The sequence below is a fragment of the Bifidobacterium psychraerophilum genome (assembly GCF_000741705.1).
Lineage (GTDB): Bacteria > Actinomycetota > Actinomycetes > Actinomycetales > Bifidobacteriaceae > Bombiscardovia > Bombiscardovia psychraerophila.
In genome coordinates this window covers 44,833-59,677 of the sequence record NZ_JGZI01000002.1, presented here as the reverse complement: position 1 = coordinate 59,677, position 14,845 = coordinate 44,833, and the positions used below count along the sequence as shown (strand labels likewise).

At 59.3% G+C, this 14,845-nt stretch carries 13 protein-coding genes and 2 tRNA genes; 8 read left to right on the top strand and 7 right to left on the bottom strand.

Translation table 11 applies throughout. The annotated features are described in order from the left end of the window. Positions 1 to 47 precede the first annotated feature (47 nt). The 3 genes from BPSY_RS00670 to BPSY_RS00660 all read right to left on the bottom strand — a co-directional run bounded on the left by BPSY_RS00670 (position 48) and on the right by BPSY_RS00660 (position 2,548). Positions 48 to 395 (bottom strand): phenylpyruvate tautomerase MIF-related protein, encoded by a 348-nt coding sequence (locus BPSY_RS00670; RefSeq protein ID WP_033496040.1) that lies wholly within the window; start codon positions 393 to 395, stop codon positions 48 to 50. Positions 396 to 519: 124 nt separating this feature from the next. Then, the gene (locus BPSY_RS00665; protein ID WP_051921383.1) at positions 520 to 1,044 is read right to left on the bottom strand and encodes a GtrA family protein; all 525 of its coding nucleotides are present in this window, start codon (positions 1,042 to 1,044) and stop codon (positions 520 to 522) included. A 178-nt stretch (positions 1,045 to 1,222) separates the two neighbouring features. Continuing rightward, a complete protein-coding gene (locus tag BPSY_RS00660; protein ID WP_033496042.1) occupies positions 1,223 to 2,548 on the bottom strand; it encodes an MFS transporter in 1,326 nt (441 codons plus the stop codon). 360 nt (positions 2,549 to 2,908) lie between these two features. Between BPSY_RS00660 and BPSY_RS00650 the strand changes: the two genes are divergently transcribed. Together BPSY_RS00650 and BPSY_RS00645 are read left to right on the top strand one after the other, a co-directional pair. Continuing rightward, positions 2,909 to 3,568, top strand: coding sequence for a histidine phosphatase family protein (locus tag BPSY_RS00650; RefSeq protein WP_033496046.1), 660 nt, complete (start codon positions 2,909 to 2,911; stop codon positions 3,566 to 3,568). Between the two features lie 207 nt (positions 3,569 to 3,775). Further along, a complete protein-coding gene (locus BPSY_RS00645; protein ID WP_033496048.1) occupies positions 3,776 to 4,660 on the top strand; it encodes a hypothetical protein in 885 nt (294 codons plus the stop codon). Positions 4,661 to 4,771: 111 nt separating this feature from the next. On the opposite strand, the gene BPSY_RS10830 is transcribed toward BPSY_RS00645, so the two are convergent. The 3 genes from BPSY_RS10830 to BPSY_RS00625 all read right to left on the bottom strand — a co-directional run bounded on the left by BPSY_RS10830 (position 4,772) and on the right by BPSY_RS00625 (position 7,679). Continuing rightward, a complete protein-coding gene (locus BPSY_RS10830; protein ID WP_051921342.1) occupies positions 4,772 to 5,716 on the bottom strand; it encodes a DUF805 domain-containing protein in 945 nt (314 codons plus the stop codon). A 110-nt stretch (positions 5,717 to 5,826) separates the two neighbouring features. Next, a complete protein-coding gene (locus BPSY_RS00630; RefSeq protein ID WP_420796618.1) occupies positions 5,827 to 6,618 on the bottom strand; it encodes an ABC transporter permease in 792 nt (263 codons plus the stop codon). A 20-nt stretch (positions 6,619 to 6,638) separates the two neighbouring features. After that, positions 6,639 to 7,679, bottom strand: a complete 1,041-nt coding sequence (locus tag BPSY_RS00625) for an ABC transporter substrate-binding protein (RefSeq protein WP_051921381.1) — start codon at positions 7,677 to 7,679, stop codon at positions 6,639 to 6,641. 403 nt (positions 7,680 to 8,082) lie between these two features. On the opposite strand from BPSY_RS00625, the gene BPSY_RS00620 reads away from it, so the two are divergent. The 6 genes from BPSY_RS00620 to BPSY_RS00595 all read left to right on the top strand — a co-directional run bounded on the left by BPSY_RS00620 (position 8,083) and on the right by BPSY_RS00595 (position 14,239). Beyond that, positions 8,083 to 8,814, top strand: a complete 732-nt coding sequence (locus tag BPSY_RS00620; protein ID WP_202961747.1) for a YoaK family protein — start codon at positions 8,083 to 8,085, stop codon at positions 8,812 to 8,814. Positions 8,815 to 9,117: 303 nt separating this feature from the next. Beyond that, the gene (gene nrdD, locus BPSY_RS00615) at positions 9,118 to 11,532 is read left to right on the top strand and encodes an anaerobic ribonucleoside-triphosphate reductase (RefSeq protein ID WP_033496056.1); all 2,415 of its coding nucleotides are present in this window, start codon (positions 9,118 to 9,120) and stop codon (positions 11,530 to 11,532) included. 24 nt (positions 11,533 to 11,556) lie between these two features. Next, positions 11,557 to 12,270 (top strand): anaerobic ribonucleoside-triphosphate reductase activating protein, encoded by a 714-nt coding sequence (gene nrdG, locus BPSY_RS00610; protein WP_081884032.1) that lies wholly within the window; start codon positions 11,557 to 11,559, stop codon positions 12,268 to 12,270. A gap of 148 nt (positions 12,271 to 12,418) precedes the next feature. After that, entirely contained in the window at positions 12,419 to 13,987 is a 1,569-nt protein-coding gene (gene gltX, locus BPSY_RS00605) for a glutamate--tRNA ligase (RefSeq protein WP_051921337.1), read from the top strand. Between the two features lie 62 nt (positions 13,988 to 14,049). After that, a tRNA-Glu gene (locus BPSY_RS00600) sits at positions 14,050 to 14,122 on the top strand. A 42-nt stretch (positions 14,123 to 14,164) separates the two neighbouring features. Continuing rightward, a tRNA-Gln gene (locus BPSY_RS00595) sits at positions 14,165 to 14,239 on the top strand. A gap of 157 nt (positions 14,240 to 14,396) precedes the next feature. On the opposite strand, the gene BPSY_RS00590 is transcribed toward BPSY_RS00595, so the two are convergent. Beyond that, complete coding sequence (locus BPSY_RS00590) at positions 14,397 to 14,771, bottom strand: winged helix-turn-helix transcriptional regulator (protein ID WP_033496058.1); 375 nt, start codon at positions 14,769 to 14,771, stop codon at positions 14,397 to 14,399. Positions 14,772 to 14,845 lie beyond the last annotated feature (74 nt).

The window sequence follows — 14,845 nt, the reverse complement described above, 5'->3', positions numbered from 1 at the left end:
TCCGGGCGCGGCTGCGGCGCAGGCCTGCCCGGAATGGGTGTCGGTGATCAGAAGTTGCCTCCGTTCCAACCCCAATCTCCTGTGGCGGTGTAACGGATGTAGGTTCTGTCCTCAGGTATGCCCAGCTCCGAGCTGAGGGCCTTCATGATGGATTTGGTGAGCTGCTCCCAGGCGGATCCGGGAACGCTGCTGCCGAAGACGTTGACCTCGACGTAGGCTGCGGGCTTGCTATCGTCGCCGCCGAAATAGATCGGCATATTGTCCTCGAAGGGGCACATCAGCCAGCCTTCGGATTTGCCGGGGACCGCGGTGATTGCCTTGCCGTAGGCGGTTTTCAGGTGTTCGCGCTGCTCCTGTGTGGTCGATGTGCTCACATGGGTATGAATGACTGGCATGATTCTCCTTCTCGGCTGGCGTCGTATGCGGATGCATACCTGGCGATAATGCCTACCTCCGATACTATCGCCGCTTGCCGAGCTGCACGGCCCGTGGAATCATGCTGAAACGATGGCTATGGATCTAAACGCGGTCGAACGGGTTGTGGCTCAGTGACCAGTGACCAAGGCGATGCGCGAATGAGCGCGTGTTGACCGGTTTCCCGGGAGTGGGGGCGTCGAGCAGCCACTTGCGGATGATGAAATTCCAGATCGAGACAATGACGGTGGCCACGATTTTCGCGATATTGGTGTACAGGACATAGGTGCCGTGCATGCTGTCTATGGCATCGGCGGGCAGTGAAGCCGTGCCTGTCCAGATGACGACGTCATTGATCAGAAGCCCCACGGCGGCTGATATGAAGAAGATCGTTATCTCCATCCATCGCGCCATGTCGTCACGGTGTTTGAACACCATCTTCATGCTGAGCAGATAGTTGACGGCCAGGGATACGAGGAATGAGATCGTGCCTGCGGTCACGTTGTTCATATGGGCATAGCGGACCAGGATGTTCAGTATGCCGAAATCGAGGAGAAAGGCAATGACCCCGACCACGCCGAACTTGGCTATCTGAGCGATGAGTTTTTTCACAATTGTCCATTCAACCATATGATCATCGGAATGATGCCGATTGCCTGGCTTATGCGCAAATCCGCCCCACTTGGCATCCTGCCTGAGCTGGCCAGCAGAATATCGCGGCGATGATGCCGCAACGATGATGCCGCAAGGAACACTCGCGGTCGAGTGACGGACGCCTGATCCGGCCGTCATCCGACTATCCGCACCCTCAGATCTGGACCTGTGTCAGCGTCGGTTTTTCGGTGCTGCTGCGGATCTGACGCAAGCCGATGAAGGCTATGAGCAGCGAGGCCAAGGCCAGTGCGGTGACCACGGCGAAGCCTCCGTGCGAGCCGAATCGATCGATGAACTGCCCGGCGATGGCCGACCCCACGGAGGCGCCGACGGCGTTCATCGCGCCCATCCAGGCCACACCCTCGGTGAAGCGGGTGGGTGGCACCAAGTGCAGGATCAGCTGGTTGCCGTTGATCCATGTGGGGGCCTGGCAGACGCCGATGATCAGATAGATAATCATGATCACCCACAGGTGCCTGGCGAACATGAAGGTGCCGATGCCGAGATTCACCACCAGCAGGCAGAAGTAAAACCGTTTCCACAGCGGGATGACCCAGTTCTTTGCGCCATACATGATCGCGCCGATCAACGAGCTGAGGGAGAAGCAGGCGAAGACGAAGCCGGTGTACTGCTCCATGCTCTGTTCGCGCGCGAAGGCGACGATCGAGATGGAGGCTGCGCTCTGGAACGCGCCAAGACCGAACCAAGTGACACAGACCGCGATCAGTCCCGGTCCCCAGATCGACTGCTTGCCGACCTCACCTTGGAGCTCGGCGGCCTTGGCGGCCTCCTTTGCCCGGTATTCCTTACGGGTCATTCCCGCCTGCCTGGCCAACTGGGTCTGTGAAGGAGGCTCGGTGCTCAACTCGGTGAGTATCATGATCGCACCGACGATCACGCAGACGCCGGTGAAGGAGAAGGCGAGGATTCCGGAGATCACCGCGAGAATGGAGGCGAGCGGATTGCCGATCACCCACATGCATTCGTCGAACACGCCTGAAAGGGACAGGGCTCGATCGGTGCGCACACGATCACCCTTGAGCAGATGCGTCCACCGGCCACGGCTCATCGCACCCCACGGTGGGATGGCAGCCAGGAAGGGTGTGATGCAATACAGTACCCACTCAGGTGATCTCGCGGTGATGCAGCTGATCAGAGCGGTCGAGGCGATGATCCAGACGATGACCGTAGGAATGGAAACCTGCCGTTGCCCGAATTTGTCGACGAGCTTTCCCAGCAGCGGACCCACCAGCGCCAGCGCCACGGCCTGCACGGCGGTCAAGGCGCCCGCCAGTGCGTAGCTGCCGTAGTAGTGCTGCACCGAGATCGTGATCGTCATGCCAATCATCGGGAAGGGCATCGAGGCAATCACCGAACCCACGGCGAATCGGGCCGTGTGCGGCATGCGCAACAGTTCCGCGTATCCTCCGAAAACGCGGTTGCCTATGTCTCTGAGTGCGAGACCCACCTGATTAGCCATGACGTTCAAAAGCCTTTCTTTGCCGTTCCTGATGTGTGTTGCTGCGACGCGCCTCGACAAGACGCAGATGTACTGTGCCCTGTGGTGTTGGTGTGGTGGTTTCGCACATACGAATATGCCCTGTTCCAAGGTGCCGAGGTAAGTGCAGCACTGCGATTGTGTTATATGCAGATTGTGTTGTATGCACGGCATACTCTATATGTCCGCTGTGCACGACACGCTGTGCATCGTTACGAGAATATTCGTGCTGCGATATCTGCGGGAAGAGCGCCCCGGGTATTGGTTAGCCTTGATGTATACAGTGTTCATGAGGACGAATTTCCCGCTGAACGAGAATCGAATATATGGAGGACTGGTCACATGACGACAACGAAGGTGAGTTTGGTCCGGCATGGGGAAGTATTCAATCCAGAGCACGTATTATATGAGCGCCTTCCGGGATTCCATCTCTCGGACCGAGGCCAGCGCATGGCCAGGGCGACGGCGCGGTACATCGCGCAGCAGCCCTCGTTGAACAAAGCAGTAGCGGTGTTCTCATCTCCTTTGGACCGCACACGTGAGACATCGCAGGCGATTCTTGAGGCCTTGAACGAGAAGCGTGCGGAGAGGGACGCGAAGCCCCTGAACGTGGTGTTTGATGATCGCATCATCGAGGCGGGGAATGAGTTCAGAGGCAAGCGCATCGGCCACGGGGACGGAGCCGTGTGGCGTAAAGGCAATATCCATCTGCTGCGTAATCTTTGGAAACCGAGCTGGGGCGAGACCTACCAGCAGATAGCGCAACGGGTGGGTGACTTCGTCTATGAAAAGGTGGATGAGTATCCGGGGGAGCACATCATCGTCGTCAGCCATGAGTCTCCGATCTGGACCTTCCGGCATCTGCTTGAAAAGGGACGTGCGGAGCACAATATGATGATGCGGCATACGGGGCTGGCCTCGGTGACGACGATCACCTTCGATGACGCCACAAAACTACCGATCGCCATAGAGTATGCGGATCCTGCAGCCAGCGTGATCTAGTCCGGCATGCCGATCCCATGGCCCACCCGGGCGGATCGAAGGTCTTGGTGACCGGAGGCGCGGTCCTGGGCATGGATGTGCCCGCCCGCCACGGCATGATGCGGTGCTTTCGGCGCTTATGATGGAGCAAGGTCATGCAATGCGGAATACGACGATGTGGTGACGCACAGCATGGGGTGCATGCCGGAGCGAGGAAAAGGGGTACTTATGACCACGGTTATCAAGACGAACGACATCGGCCGGGTGGCGATGCTGCCGCAACTGCGCGACGCCGCGGCCGCCGGATCCGAACTGGTCGAACTCTGGCCCCTGACCGAAGCCTCGCAGATGGATAATGACGCGAAGTATGCCGAGAACCTCCAGGTGCGCGTGACGCAGACCATAGCCAGGCTGCTCACCAGCGAGGACGTCACCATTCCCGACGCGGAATTCGTGTATGAAGGTGCCAGTGAGATTCCAGGGAGGCCGCAGACGATCGTCGAGGCCCTGATGCGTGCCAATGAGGCATACGACATGATTTCCGGATATTCCGAGAGCGGCGACGCGAAACTGGTGATGGCGGCTTCCGGGATTCTGGGCGTCGACTGGGATCAGGACACCGTGAATGAGGTCGCCCAGGCCCTTGAGAACATCGGCTCTTCGCTGGGCGCATCCGATCAGGCCCTGCAGGCCACCCTGGATCCGGAGGGCATAGCCCAGCGCTTCGCCCTGTCGATTGTCGCGATCAACGTGATGCTGGATGCGATAGGCGCCGACGATCCCCACCAGCCGCAGCGTGCCCTGCCCGCCTTGCTGTTCATCAATGAGCTGCACGAGCGCCTCGCCATACCGAGGTTGTTCCTCAGCGACCACGAATTCACCGGGATGCTCAGCGCACGGGTCGACGGTTCGGCCAAACTCAACGATCTGGCCGAGTTCCTGTCTCCCTTGGCGGAGCATGAATGGAAACGGCATCTGGAGGATGTGCTGTGGGATCCCGATCAGGCGAAGAAGCAGGCCAAAGCCGAGGATGAGCGTAAAAACAAGGAGGCCCTCGCCGCGAAATTCGCGCATGTGAACCACGATGAGGGCAAGGAGCATGTGGAGCTTTGAACGGAGCCCGTATGCACCGTCTGCCTTAGAATGCGACGATGATATGCATCTGCCCCGTACCTTTCCCGGTACGGGGCAGATGCATATCCATATGCGATGGTTGTCGGTTGATCAGCCGGCCTGTCGGAAATTCGGCTGCTGGTAATCGCCACCGGGATTGTTGGGCATCGTCTGATCGCCTGATGCGTGACCCTGATCCTGGAAGTTCTGCTGTGGAGCCTTGTCGAAGCGTGCACCGGCCGCCTTGCTGGGCAGGCACATGAACACCAGCCAGAGAATGGAGCCGACCAGCATCAGCACGCCGAATATGGCGGTGATGCCGAGTGTTGTGCTGATGTCTCCCGGATAACCGTCGGGCGTGCTGTTGGCCTGCACATAGGCGGCGAAGCGTTGGATGTCATCCATCGCGAAAAGCTGTATGCAGATGTTGCCGCCGTACGTCAATACGCTGGGAATCACGATAAGCCAACCATTGAGGTTGGCGTCATGCAGACGGCGCACGCCGAGTGCGAGCATCGGAACGAGAATCGCCAGATCCCATCCGTAGCTCACCCATGTGTGCAGATTCGCTGAGAACAAGGAGAGGAAGGAGAGTGCGATCGCCACCAGGAAGTTGAAGAGTATGAACCACCAGAACTCGCCGCGCGAAGCCCTTCCCGAGAACACGGCATACTTCTTGAAGAAGCGCTGGATCGCCGGGCCGAAGCCGATGCCGTACCAGGGCTTGTCAAGAGGGGGTTCCTGACCGAACTGGTTGCCGTTCGCATCGTACTGCGGGGCCATCTGAGGTATTGGGGAGAATGGGTATGCCTGTTGCTGCCCATATTGGGGGTTCTGATTGTACTGGGGTGTCTGATCGTAGCCAGGTGTCTGGCCTGGTTGTGGAGTCCCACCGGCCTGTGCCTGCTGACCGTACTGCGGGGTCTGGCCGTATTGCGGCGTCTGGCCATTCTGGCCGTTCTGCTCATACTGTGGCAGACGTTGCCCGAACTCCGGAGCCGGTTGTCCGGATGTGGGCTCCTGCTGCGGATCCCCGGTTGTGTTGGGGTCAGTCATTGCTCTCTCCTGTCTTCGGAAACATCCTTCTTCTCCTCATTGATAACACACTTTGGCCGCTTCCCGAACTCGGCGTCCCGGCCGTCACCGCCACGCACCGGACCATGCGGTCACTCGTTCTCCTCGCCGGGGCCGATCATCAGCCGCTCGCACAGCGATATCGCAGCCAGCAGCAGAGCGGTGAGCACGACGATGACCAGAGTCGCCGAAAAGATAAGCGGGGTGCGGAATGAGTTGAACGCCGCCTGGAGCCAGATGCCCAGGCCGTTTCTCGCACCCAGGTATTCGGCGGTGGCCGCCGTGGCGAAGACATATGCGGCGCTTACCCTGAGTCCGGTGAATATCTGCCTGGCCGCCACGCGCAGGGTGACATGCCACAGCGTCCAGAATCTGGTGGCACCGCAGGTGAGCGCCACATCCGCATAGAAGCGTGGAACGGACCGCATGCCCCTGAGCGTCTGTATCGCAATCGGGAACACGGCGAACACCGCTGTGATCACTATTTTGCCCCGTGGTTCGAAGCCGAACCAGATGACGAACAGCGGGGCGATCGTGATCAAAGGGATGGTCTGTGCGGCCGCAAGCAGAGGATAGGTGCTGTTGCGGAGCGTCTTCCAGCGGTACATGCATACGCCTGCCAATATGCCGATGACGACAGCAATCAGAAAACCGACGAGTCCTTCATAGGCGGTGACTGCGCTCGCCTGCATCAATTCGGGCCAGTTCTCGATTGTGGCGCTGGCGATCGCACTGGGCGCGGGCAACGTGCGTGGCGATATGCCGCCGAAGCGCGCGAAGGCCTCCCACAGTGCCAACAGCACGAGGATCAGAAGGATCGCAGGCGATGCATGGAGAATCGCTGCACGCCGCGACCGGGAAGAAGCTCCCCTTCCTTCAGCAATCACTGGGTGGTCTGCTGCCATCAGTGCTCCACGTACGCATTGGTCGCCAATGAAGAGGCCTGGGGGGCGGTTTGCGCGTTCTTGTTGTCGGAGTCCTTGTATGTTCCGGCCTGGTATTGGAAGTCCAGATACGACTGGCCCTGGGCCATATTGAGTTTGCCGGTGAGCGAGGTCTTATTCGCTTCGCCGGTCCAGTAGCCGCCTTTGACGATTTCCTCCATCGAGGATTTGGCCAGCTTGGGGTCCAGATTGGCCTCCTTGGTCTGCTTGACCAGAAGCGTGGCAGCCTCATCCGGGTGGGAAAGCGCGTAGTCATAGCCCTTGATGGTGGCCGTGATGAATGTTTGCAGTGTCTTTTTGTTCTTCGCATCCTTGAGCCAGGAGGAGTTCACGGCGAAGCCCAACTGGTCGGGATTGCCGGGGACCCCCCAGTCCGATGCGACGAAGCAGTTCAAGGCCGGGCCGTTCAGTTTGCTTTCGACATTCTCCCAAGTGACGTAGAAACCACCGAAGTCGCCTTTGCCGCTGCTGAGTGTCTGGAAGGTGTTGGTACCTGCGGTGGCGGTCTGGAAATCGCCTTTGCCGCCCGCGGATTTAATCATCTGCCTGATGACCGCCGTCTGTTCGGCGGAGCCGAAGCTGACGAAGGTCTTGCCATCGAAATCCTTCGGAGTCCGTATGTCGCTGCGGGAGGCGAGCGCACACCAGCGGGCCACCGGTTTCTGCGTCAGATCGAAGACATAGCGGAGCGAGGCGCCTTGAGCGTTGAATGCCGCCACATTGCTCAATGTGGTGAATCCCACGTCGGCGACGCCGTTCTCCACGGAGGTCTCCGCTCCCGCCTGGGCCGTCGGCAGCACGTTGACGTTGATTCCCGCATCCTTGTAGTATCCGAGTGCCTGGGCTGCGTACACGCCCACGTGATTGGTATTCGGCGTCCAGTCAAGCATGAATGAGATGGACGGTGTCGTATCGGAGTCGGCATCGTTCGAAGCACCGCATGCCGCAGACGTCGCGACAAGCGACAGGCCGCATAGCGCGGCGATGACCCTACCGGACAGTTTCCCTCTTGTGAATCTTCCCAACTGCGTTTCACCTTACCTTCTGCGCGCGAGCGCATGCCCGGCCCGGCGGTCGGCAACGAGAAGGTGATGAGCTCGCGCGACGCACCAGACCGCCGCAATACCCGAGTGGTCGGGAGGACTGCGGTTGCTGATAGACCTAGGGCACGGCTGCTGCCACCAACCGCGCGAACCTGACCATTATATGCGTGGCGGCGACGTTATGGGAAGCTCGTCGATATGCTCCACCCATGCGCGGAAACTGCCGGATGGCGGCCTCCAGTCCTCTCGTGACGACCCCGCCTGGCGCTGCGCAGGTCCATCGGACGGTCAGGGGATTGTTCGTGAACGGGTTCACGTATGGTTGGAGGGTCGATATACCTGTGTCAGGGGAGTGGGCGTGATGAATAAGGTCGGTAGCATGTATCGGGCAGTGCTGACTGCCGACAAGAAGGACGGCCCCCTGCCCTTGCTGTTGGCCATGCTCACCTTTGTCACCGGGCTCGTTGATGCTTTCAGCTATCTGCTCCTGGGTCGGGTCTTCGTCGCGAATATCACGGGGAGCCTGATGTTCCTCGGCTTCGCTCTCGGTGGTGCTCCGGGTTTCTTCTGGAAGTCCTATGTGCTGGCCCTTATCCCCTTTCTGTTGGCGGCGGCGTCAGGTGGTCTGCTCATCAAGGCCTTCGGCAGGCATCGTGGACGCCATCTGCTCTCGTCCCTGTTGCTGCAGGACGCTGTGGTGTGCCTCGCCCTGATCGTCGCACTGATGATGCCTCTCGATCGGCCTTATGCGACGGAAGTGCTCACCGTGTTGTTGGCGGTGGCCTTCGGATTGCAGAACTCGACCGTTCGCGCTTTGCGCGTCCCGGATATGACGACGACGGTGCTGACGCTGACCATGACAGGCATCGCATCGGATTGGAGCTCCACCGGATCGGGACGTGCTCAATTGGGACGCAGATCGGCCTCCATCGTGAGCATGTTCGCCGGCGCGATCATCGGGGCGGTGATCATCAGGTATACCCACTATCAACTGGTGCTCATCATCGCGGTGGTCGTTATCTCCCTATGCGCTATTCTTGCTATTCGGCTCAGAAATTCCACGGCTCCCTGGACGCGGCGCAGACCGGCCTGAGGGCCTTGTCCCGGTGCCGCCAAGGAGCATGCGCGGCTCGGAATCCGTGATTCCTCGAAGTCGGAATACGGAGGTGTGGCGTGTCGTCCGGCGTGTCTGTTTTCGAGATGTCGAGGAAAGGCCGTGTGGTGCGGATTCGCCGACTTCGGATTATGCGCGACAGTGGTAATTCCTGTAAAATACCCTATATATAGGAATTGTTTATCTGCTTGACCCTACATATGGTGTCTTCGGTGGTATCGTTACGTATGCCAAATAAATGACAAATATGTAATTCCGTCATTGTGAAGTGGAAGAGGATCTATGGAAAGCCAGCTGCTAGATAGCACCGCGAATGTCGCTGAAGAGGGAACCGCATCCGGTCGGAGGACCGGCGGGATCCTTGTTGAGAAGAGGGACGGACGAGTCGTTGATTTCGACGCCGTCAACATCATCAATGCCGTTGAATCCGCTTATCAGGATGCCGGAGAGGCGGTCGGCCCACAGGAGAGCCAGACCATCCATGCCATCGCCGAGCAGGTTGAGGGTGAGGTGCGTGACCGTTACACGAAGCCCGTCAAAATCGAGGACATCCAGAATCTCGTCGAGCATGCCCTGATCAACGCCCATCACTACGAGATCGCGCGTTCCTACACCACGTACCGTCTGAGCCGCGACATCGACCGCGCGAAGGCCACCGACGTCAACGAGGCGGTCAAGCGCCTGACCAGCAAGGACGAATCCCTGGTTCGCGAGAACGCGAACAAGGACAGCAACGTCTACGCCACCCAGCGCGATCTTCTGGCAGGAGCCGTCAGCAAGGCCTCCGCGCTGAAGATGATGCCCAAGGAAGTGGCGAATGCCCATCTGAAGGGCGACATCCACTTCCATGACGCCGATTACTCACCGTTCACCCCGATGACGAACTGCTCGCTTCCCGACTTCGGGGACATGCTGCAGCATGGTTTTGCCCTGGGCAACGCCATGATGGATTCGCCGAAGTCCATCGGCACCGCCTCCACTCAGATCACCCAGATCATCAAGGACATCGCAGGATGTCAGTACGGCGGCCAGACCGTCAACCGCTGTGACGAGATGCTCGAACCCTATGCCATGCTGGATTATCGCAAGAACCTCGATATGGCGGAGGCCGTCATTCCCGACAATGCGCCGATCGAAGTCGCACGTCAGAGCGTGGAGAACCTCAAGGGCAAGGAGCCGGGCTGGCTGCATTTCGAGAATCGCGAGCCGCTTCCCGCGGACACCCCATTCGACGAGAATGCACCCGAGCTTGAGCAGGTCCGTCAGGAGTACGCCAAGATCCTTACGCGCAAGAACATCTACGACGCGATGCAGACCATGGAATACCAGATCAACTCGAATCGTGTGAGCAACGGGCAGACGCCTTTCGTCACGGTGGGATTCGGCTTGGGAACCTCGTGGTTCTCCAGGGAGATCCAGCGTGCCATCCTGTTGATCCGCATCCGCGGCCTCGGCAAGGAACGCCACACGGCCATCTTCCCGAAGCTGGTCTTCACCATCAAGCACGGGATCAACGCCGACCAGGGCGACCCGAACTACGACATCAAGGAGCTCGCGCTCGAATGCGCGACCAAGCGCATGTATCCCGACGTGGTCTTCTACGAGAACATCGTCAAGATCACCGGATCCTTCAAAGCCCCGATGGGCTGCCGAAGCTTCCTGCAAGGATGGATCGACCCCGAAACCGGCAAGGACGTTGAAGACGGCCGCATGAACCTTGGCGTGGTCACCGTCAACATCCCACGTATCGCTCTGGAATCCCGAGGGGACACCGATCGTTTCTGGAAGATCTTCGACCAGCGCATGGATGTGGCGCATCACGCGATGCAGTTCAGGATTATGCGCTGCAAGCAGGCCACTCCGATCAACGCACCGACCCTGTTCCAGTACGGTGCCTTCGGACGTCTCGATCCAAGCGAGAAGGTGGACTCCCTGTTCCGCGACGAGCGTTCGACCATCTCCCTGGGTTACATCGGCCTGTATGAGGCCACCGCGGTCTTCTTCGGCAAGGATTGGATGAAGGATCATTCCTGGGATGAGGAGGGCAAGGAATTCGCGCTCAGCATCGTGCGCAGGATGAACCAACTCTGCTCGCAGTGGGCCAAAACCGAGCGTTACCACTACTCCGTGTACTCCACGCCTGCCGAAAGCCTCACCGATCGCTTCGCACGCATGGATAAGGAGAAGTTCGGTTCGGTGGAGGGCGTCACGGATCACGACTTCTACACCAACAGCTTCCACTACCCGGTGTGGCTGCGCCCGACGCCCATGGAGAAGCTCACCTATGAGCGTGACTTCCCGTACCTCGCCAGCGGCGGCTTCATCAACTACTGCGAGTTCCCGACCCTGCAGCAGAACCCGAAGGCGCTTGAGGCGGTTTGGGACTTCGCATACGGCATCGGCATCGGATACCTGGGTACGAACACCCCGATCGATCACTGCTTCGAATGCGGTTTCGAAGGTGACTTCGAGCCCACCGAAGAAGGATTCAAATGCCCGGAGTGCGGTAACAGCGACCCCGCGAAGTGCAACGTGACCAAGCGCACCTGCGGTTATCTCGGCAATCCCGTGCAACGTCCCATGGTCCATGGAAGGCATGAGGAGATCGCTCATCGCGTCAAGCACATGGCCGGGGAAACCGGACACGTGGTACTCAAAGACGGCAGCACCAAGGAATGGTGGGATGACGCCGAATAGATCAAGGATCGGGGGTGATGTGCGATGAGTGGCGCATTCATTGCGACCGCCCCCGGACGGCGTGATTTCGCTCATGGGGAGCCTGGTCGCGGCCCGGGTGTGCCGTCCGGTCTGACCAACAATCCCAAAGCGGGACAGTGGGACGGCAGAAAACTCAGCAGGGGGATCGTCGCCGACTACAAGCGTTTCGTGGTCACCGACGGCGAAGGCATTCGCTGCTCGATTTACGTGAGCGGCTGCCCCTTCCATTGCAAGGGCTGCTGGAATGCTTCGATTTGGAATTTCCGTGCCGGGCACCCATACACGCAGGAATTGGAAGACAGAATACTTGACGATATGGCCCTGCCATATGTTCAGGGTCTGACTCTGCTCGGGGGAGAGCCGCTGCTCAACACCCCGATGCTCAACCCACTGATCAACAAGATCCGGGAACGTTTCGGCCACAGCAAGGACATCTGGTGCTGGACGGGCTACACCTGGGAGGAATTGATGCGGGAGGGGGAGACCCCCGATAAGGCTGAGCTGCTGGCCAACGTCGATGTGCTCGTTGACGGCCGTTTCCTCGAATCCGAGAAGAACAGCCTGCTGCAGTTCAGGGGATCATCGAACCAGCGCGTCATCGATGTGCCGAAGTCCTTAGCTGCCGGGCATCCGGTCATCTGGGCGAAATTGCACGATCAGGAACGCTTCATACCGGAGCTCTACGGCAAGGACCGTGACGAGGAGCAGAAGGCCTAATCTGGCGTGTACCGCCGGAACCGTGCGAGGCGGCATGCAAGGCGTCGATATTCGGCGCCGATCGCATGCCGCCTCGCACGGTTTCTGTTTTGTGCCCCTGCGGCGTCGCGATGGCGCAGCCGTCCCGTTGCCGCGGCACAATAGGGGTATGACCCAAGAGACTCCTCAACAAGATTCAGCCGCGACTGCCGCGGACAATACATCAGATCATTCAGGCAAAGTCGACCTCCCCGCCAAGGTGCGCGTGCGTTTCTGCCCGTCACCTACCGGCACGCCACATGTGGGGATGGTCCGCACCGCATTGTTCAACTGGGCCGAGGCCCGCCACACCAAGGGGACATTCGTGTTCCGCATCGAGGATACCGATGCCGCACGCGATTCCCAGGAAAGCTATGAGCAGATCATCGAAGCGCTGCGTTGGCTTGGTCTCGACTGGGACGAGGGCATCGAGGTAGGCGGTCCCGACGGACCGTACCGCCAGTCCGAACGCACCCAGATCTACAAGGACGTTGCCGCGAAGCTGCTGGAGGCGGGCTATGCCTATGAGTCATACTCCACATCCGAGGAGATCGAGGCACGTAACCTGGCCGCCGGCAGGCCCAAGGCTTTCGGCTATGACGGCTATGACCGGACGCTGAGCGAGGAGCAGAAGCAGGCCTTCCGTGACGAAGGCAGGAAGCCCGCGCTGCGCATCCGCATGCCCGAGGATGATGTGGCCTTCGACGATCTGATCCGAGGAGAGATCGTCTTCAAGGCCGGTTCGGTGCCTGACTACGTGATCGTGAGACCGAACGGGGATCCGCTCTACACCCTCACCAACCCGGTGGATGACGCGCTGATGCGCATCAATGTGGTGCTGCGCGGCGAGGACCTGCTGAGCTCCACCCCCAGGCAGATCGTGCTGTACAGAGCCCTGATCGAGCTTGGTGTGGCCAAGGAGATGCCTCTGTTCGGCCATATGCCCTACGTCATGGGAGAGGGCAAGAAGAAACTCTCCAAACGAGACCCTGAGTCGAATCTGTTCCTGCACAGGGAGAACGGTTTCATTCCGGAAGGCCTCCTGAACTATCTGGCGCTGCTGGGATGGTCGATCGGTCCTGACCGTGACGTCTTCAGCATGCAGGAGCTCGCCGAGCATTTCGATATTCGCGATGTGAAGGCGAATCCGGCTCATTTTGACATCGACAAAGCCATCGCCATCAACGCCGAGCATATCCGTCTGCTCGATCCCGCTGACTTCCTCCGACGCTCGATTGCGTATCTCCATCGCGATGGAACGGTTTCCGCCCCGACGTGGGATGATCTGACCGATCGTGAGCGCACCATCCTCGAGGCCGCAGCGCCCCTGATACAGCCCCGTGTGAGGCTGCTGGGTGAAGTATCCGGTATGGCGGGCAGCCTGCTCAGCACGGCCGAATACATCGAGCCTGAGCCCGATGCGCGCAAGCAGCTCAAGGCCACGGCGGCTGAGGTTCTGGAGAAGGCCATCGCCGCTCTGGATGAGGTGCCCGAGGACGAGTGGCATGGGGATTCGCTTCATGAGCTGCTGAGCAAGGTTCTCGTCGAGGATGGTGGATACAAGCCGAGACTGGCTTTCGGGCCGATTCGTGTCGCCGTTTCGGGACGGCGTGTCTCCCCGCCATTATTCGAATCCATGGAGATAATCGGCAAAGCGGTGACACTCGCAAGACTGCGCGGCTTGCAAAACAATCTATAAGCATGTATATTCTGTATCCGCTGCGTTTTTTCCTCGGAAGCAACGCTGCGGATAATTAAAAGGCCCCCATCGTCTAGCGGCCTAGGACATCGCCCTCTCACGGCGGTAACACCGGTTCAAATCCGGTTGGGGGTACGACGGACGCGGCAGTCGTTCTGCGATTGTTACGCCGGCCATTGGGGTATGGTGTAATTGGCAACACGGCTGATTCTGGTTCAGTTGTTCTTGGTTCGAGTCCAGGTACCCCAGCCAATACGAAACACAACAGGCAGAAGCCCTCGCAGCCACACGGCGCGAGGGCTTCACTGTTTGGGGTACCCCATAGGTACCCCAAACAAAGCTGTCCCGTCTCCTGCGAAGGTTGCGGGACTTTTGTGTTATGGCTCTAAGAGTCGTGGACAATCAGTAGTCAGTATCGCAGGTATCCGCTGTGGTCGGGGGAGAGTAGCTTGACGTCCTCGCCGTTGCGCTGCCTCTGTGCGATCTGGGCCTCGCCCCATTCGGACATGGTGAGAAGCACCGTGCGCAGGCTCTTACCTGTCGCGGTGATCGAATACTCGACTTTGGGAGGAACCACGGGGAATACGGTTCGTTCCACGATTCCGTCCCGCTCCAATTCCCTGAGCTGCTGGGTGAGCATCTTCTGCGTGATTCCGGATATCTTCCGGCATAGTTCGCCTGGGCGTTGGGGGCCGTTGCCCAGATGACACAGGATCAGCGGTTTCCATTTTCCGCCGATGGCTTCAAGCGTCGCCTCTATGCCCAAACGATATTGTTCCGCCATAATCCCCTCCATAGAGCAAAACTGTTGCGATGGGTGCTTACGCACCAAAAAGTAGGTACTATCCAAATCTTCGC

Excerpts from the sequence above, each read along its gene's own strand:
- BPSY_RS00670 (WP_033496040.1), bottom strand. The coding sequence starts at position 395 with ATGCCAGTCATTCATACCCATGTGAGCACATCGACCACACAGGAGCAG.
- BPSY_RS00665 (WP_051921383.1), bottom strand. The coding sequence starts at position 1,044 with ATGGTTGAATGGACAATTGTGAAAAAACTCATCGCTCAGATAGCCAAG.
- BPSY_RS00660 (WP_033496042.1), bottom strand. The coding sequence starts at position 2,548 with ATGGCTAATCAGGTGGGTCTCGCACTCAGAGACATAGGCAACCGCGTT.
- BPSY_RS00650 (WP_033496046.1), top strand. The coding sequence starts at position 2,909 with ATGACGACAACGAAGGTGAGTTTGGTCCGGCATGGGGAAGTATTCAAT.
- BPSY_RS00645 (WP_033496048.1), top strand. The coding sequence starts at position 3,776 with ATGACCACGGTTATCAAGACGAACGACATCGGCCGGGTGGCGATGCTG.
- BPSY_RS10830 (WP_051921342.1), bottom strand. The coding sequence starts at position 5,716 with ATGACTGACCCCAACACAACCGGGGATCCGCAGCAGGAGCCCACATCC.
- BPSY_RS00620 (WP_202961747.1), top strand. The coding sequence starts at position 8,083 with ATGAATAAGGTCGGTAGCATGTATCGGGCAGTGCTGACTGCCGACAAG.
- nrdD (WP_033496056.1), top strand. The coding sequence starts at position 9,118 with ATGGAAAGCCAGCTGCTAGATAGCACCGCGAATGTCGCTGAAGAGGGA.
- nrdG (WP_081884032.1), top strand. The coding sequence starts at position 11,557 with ATGAGTGGCGCATTCATTGCGACCGCCCCCGGACGGCGTGATTTCGCT.
- gltX (WP_051921337.1), top strand. The coding sequence starts at position 12,419 with ATGACCCAAGAGACTCCTCAACAAGATTCAGCCGCGACTGCCGCGGAC.
- BPSY_RS00590 (WP_033496058.1), bottom strand. The coding sequence starts at position 14,771 with ATGGCGGAACAATATCGTTTGGGCATAGAGGCGACGCTTGAAGCCATC.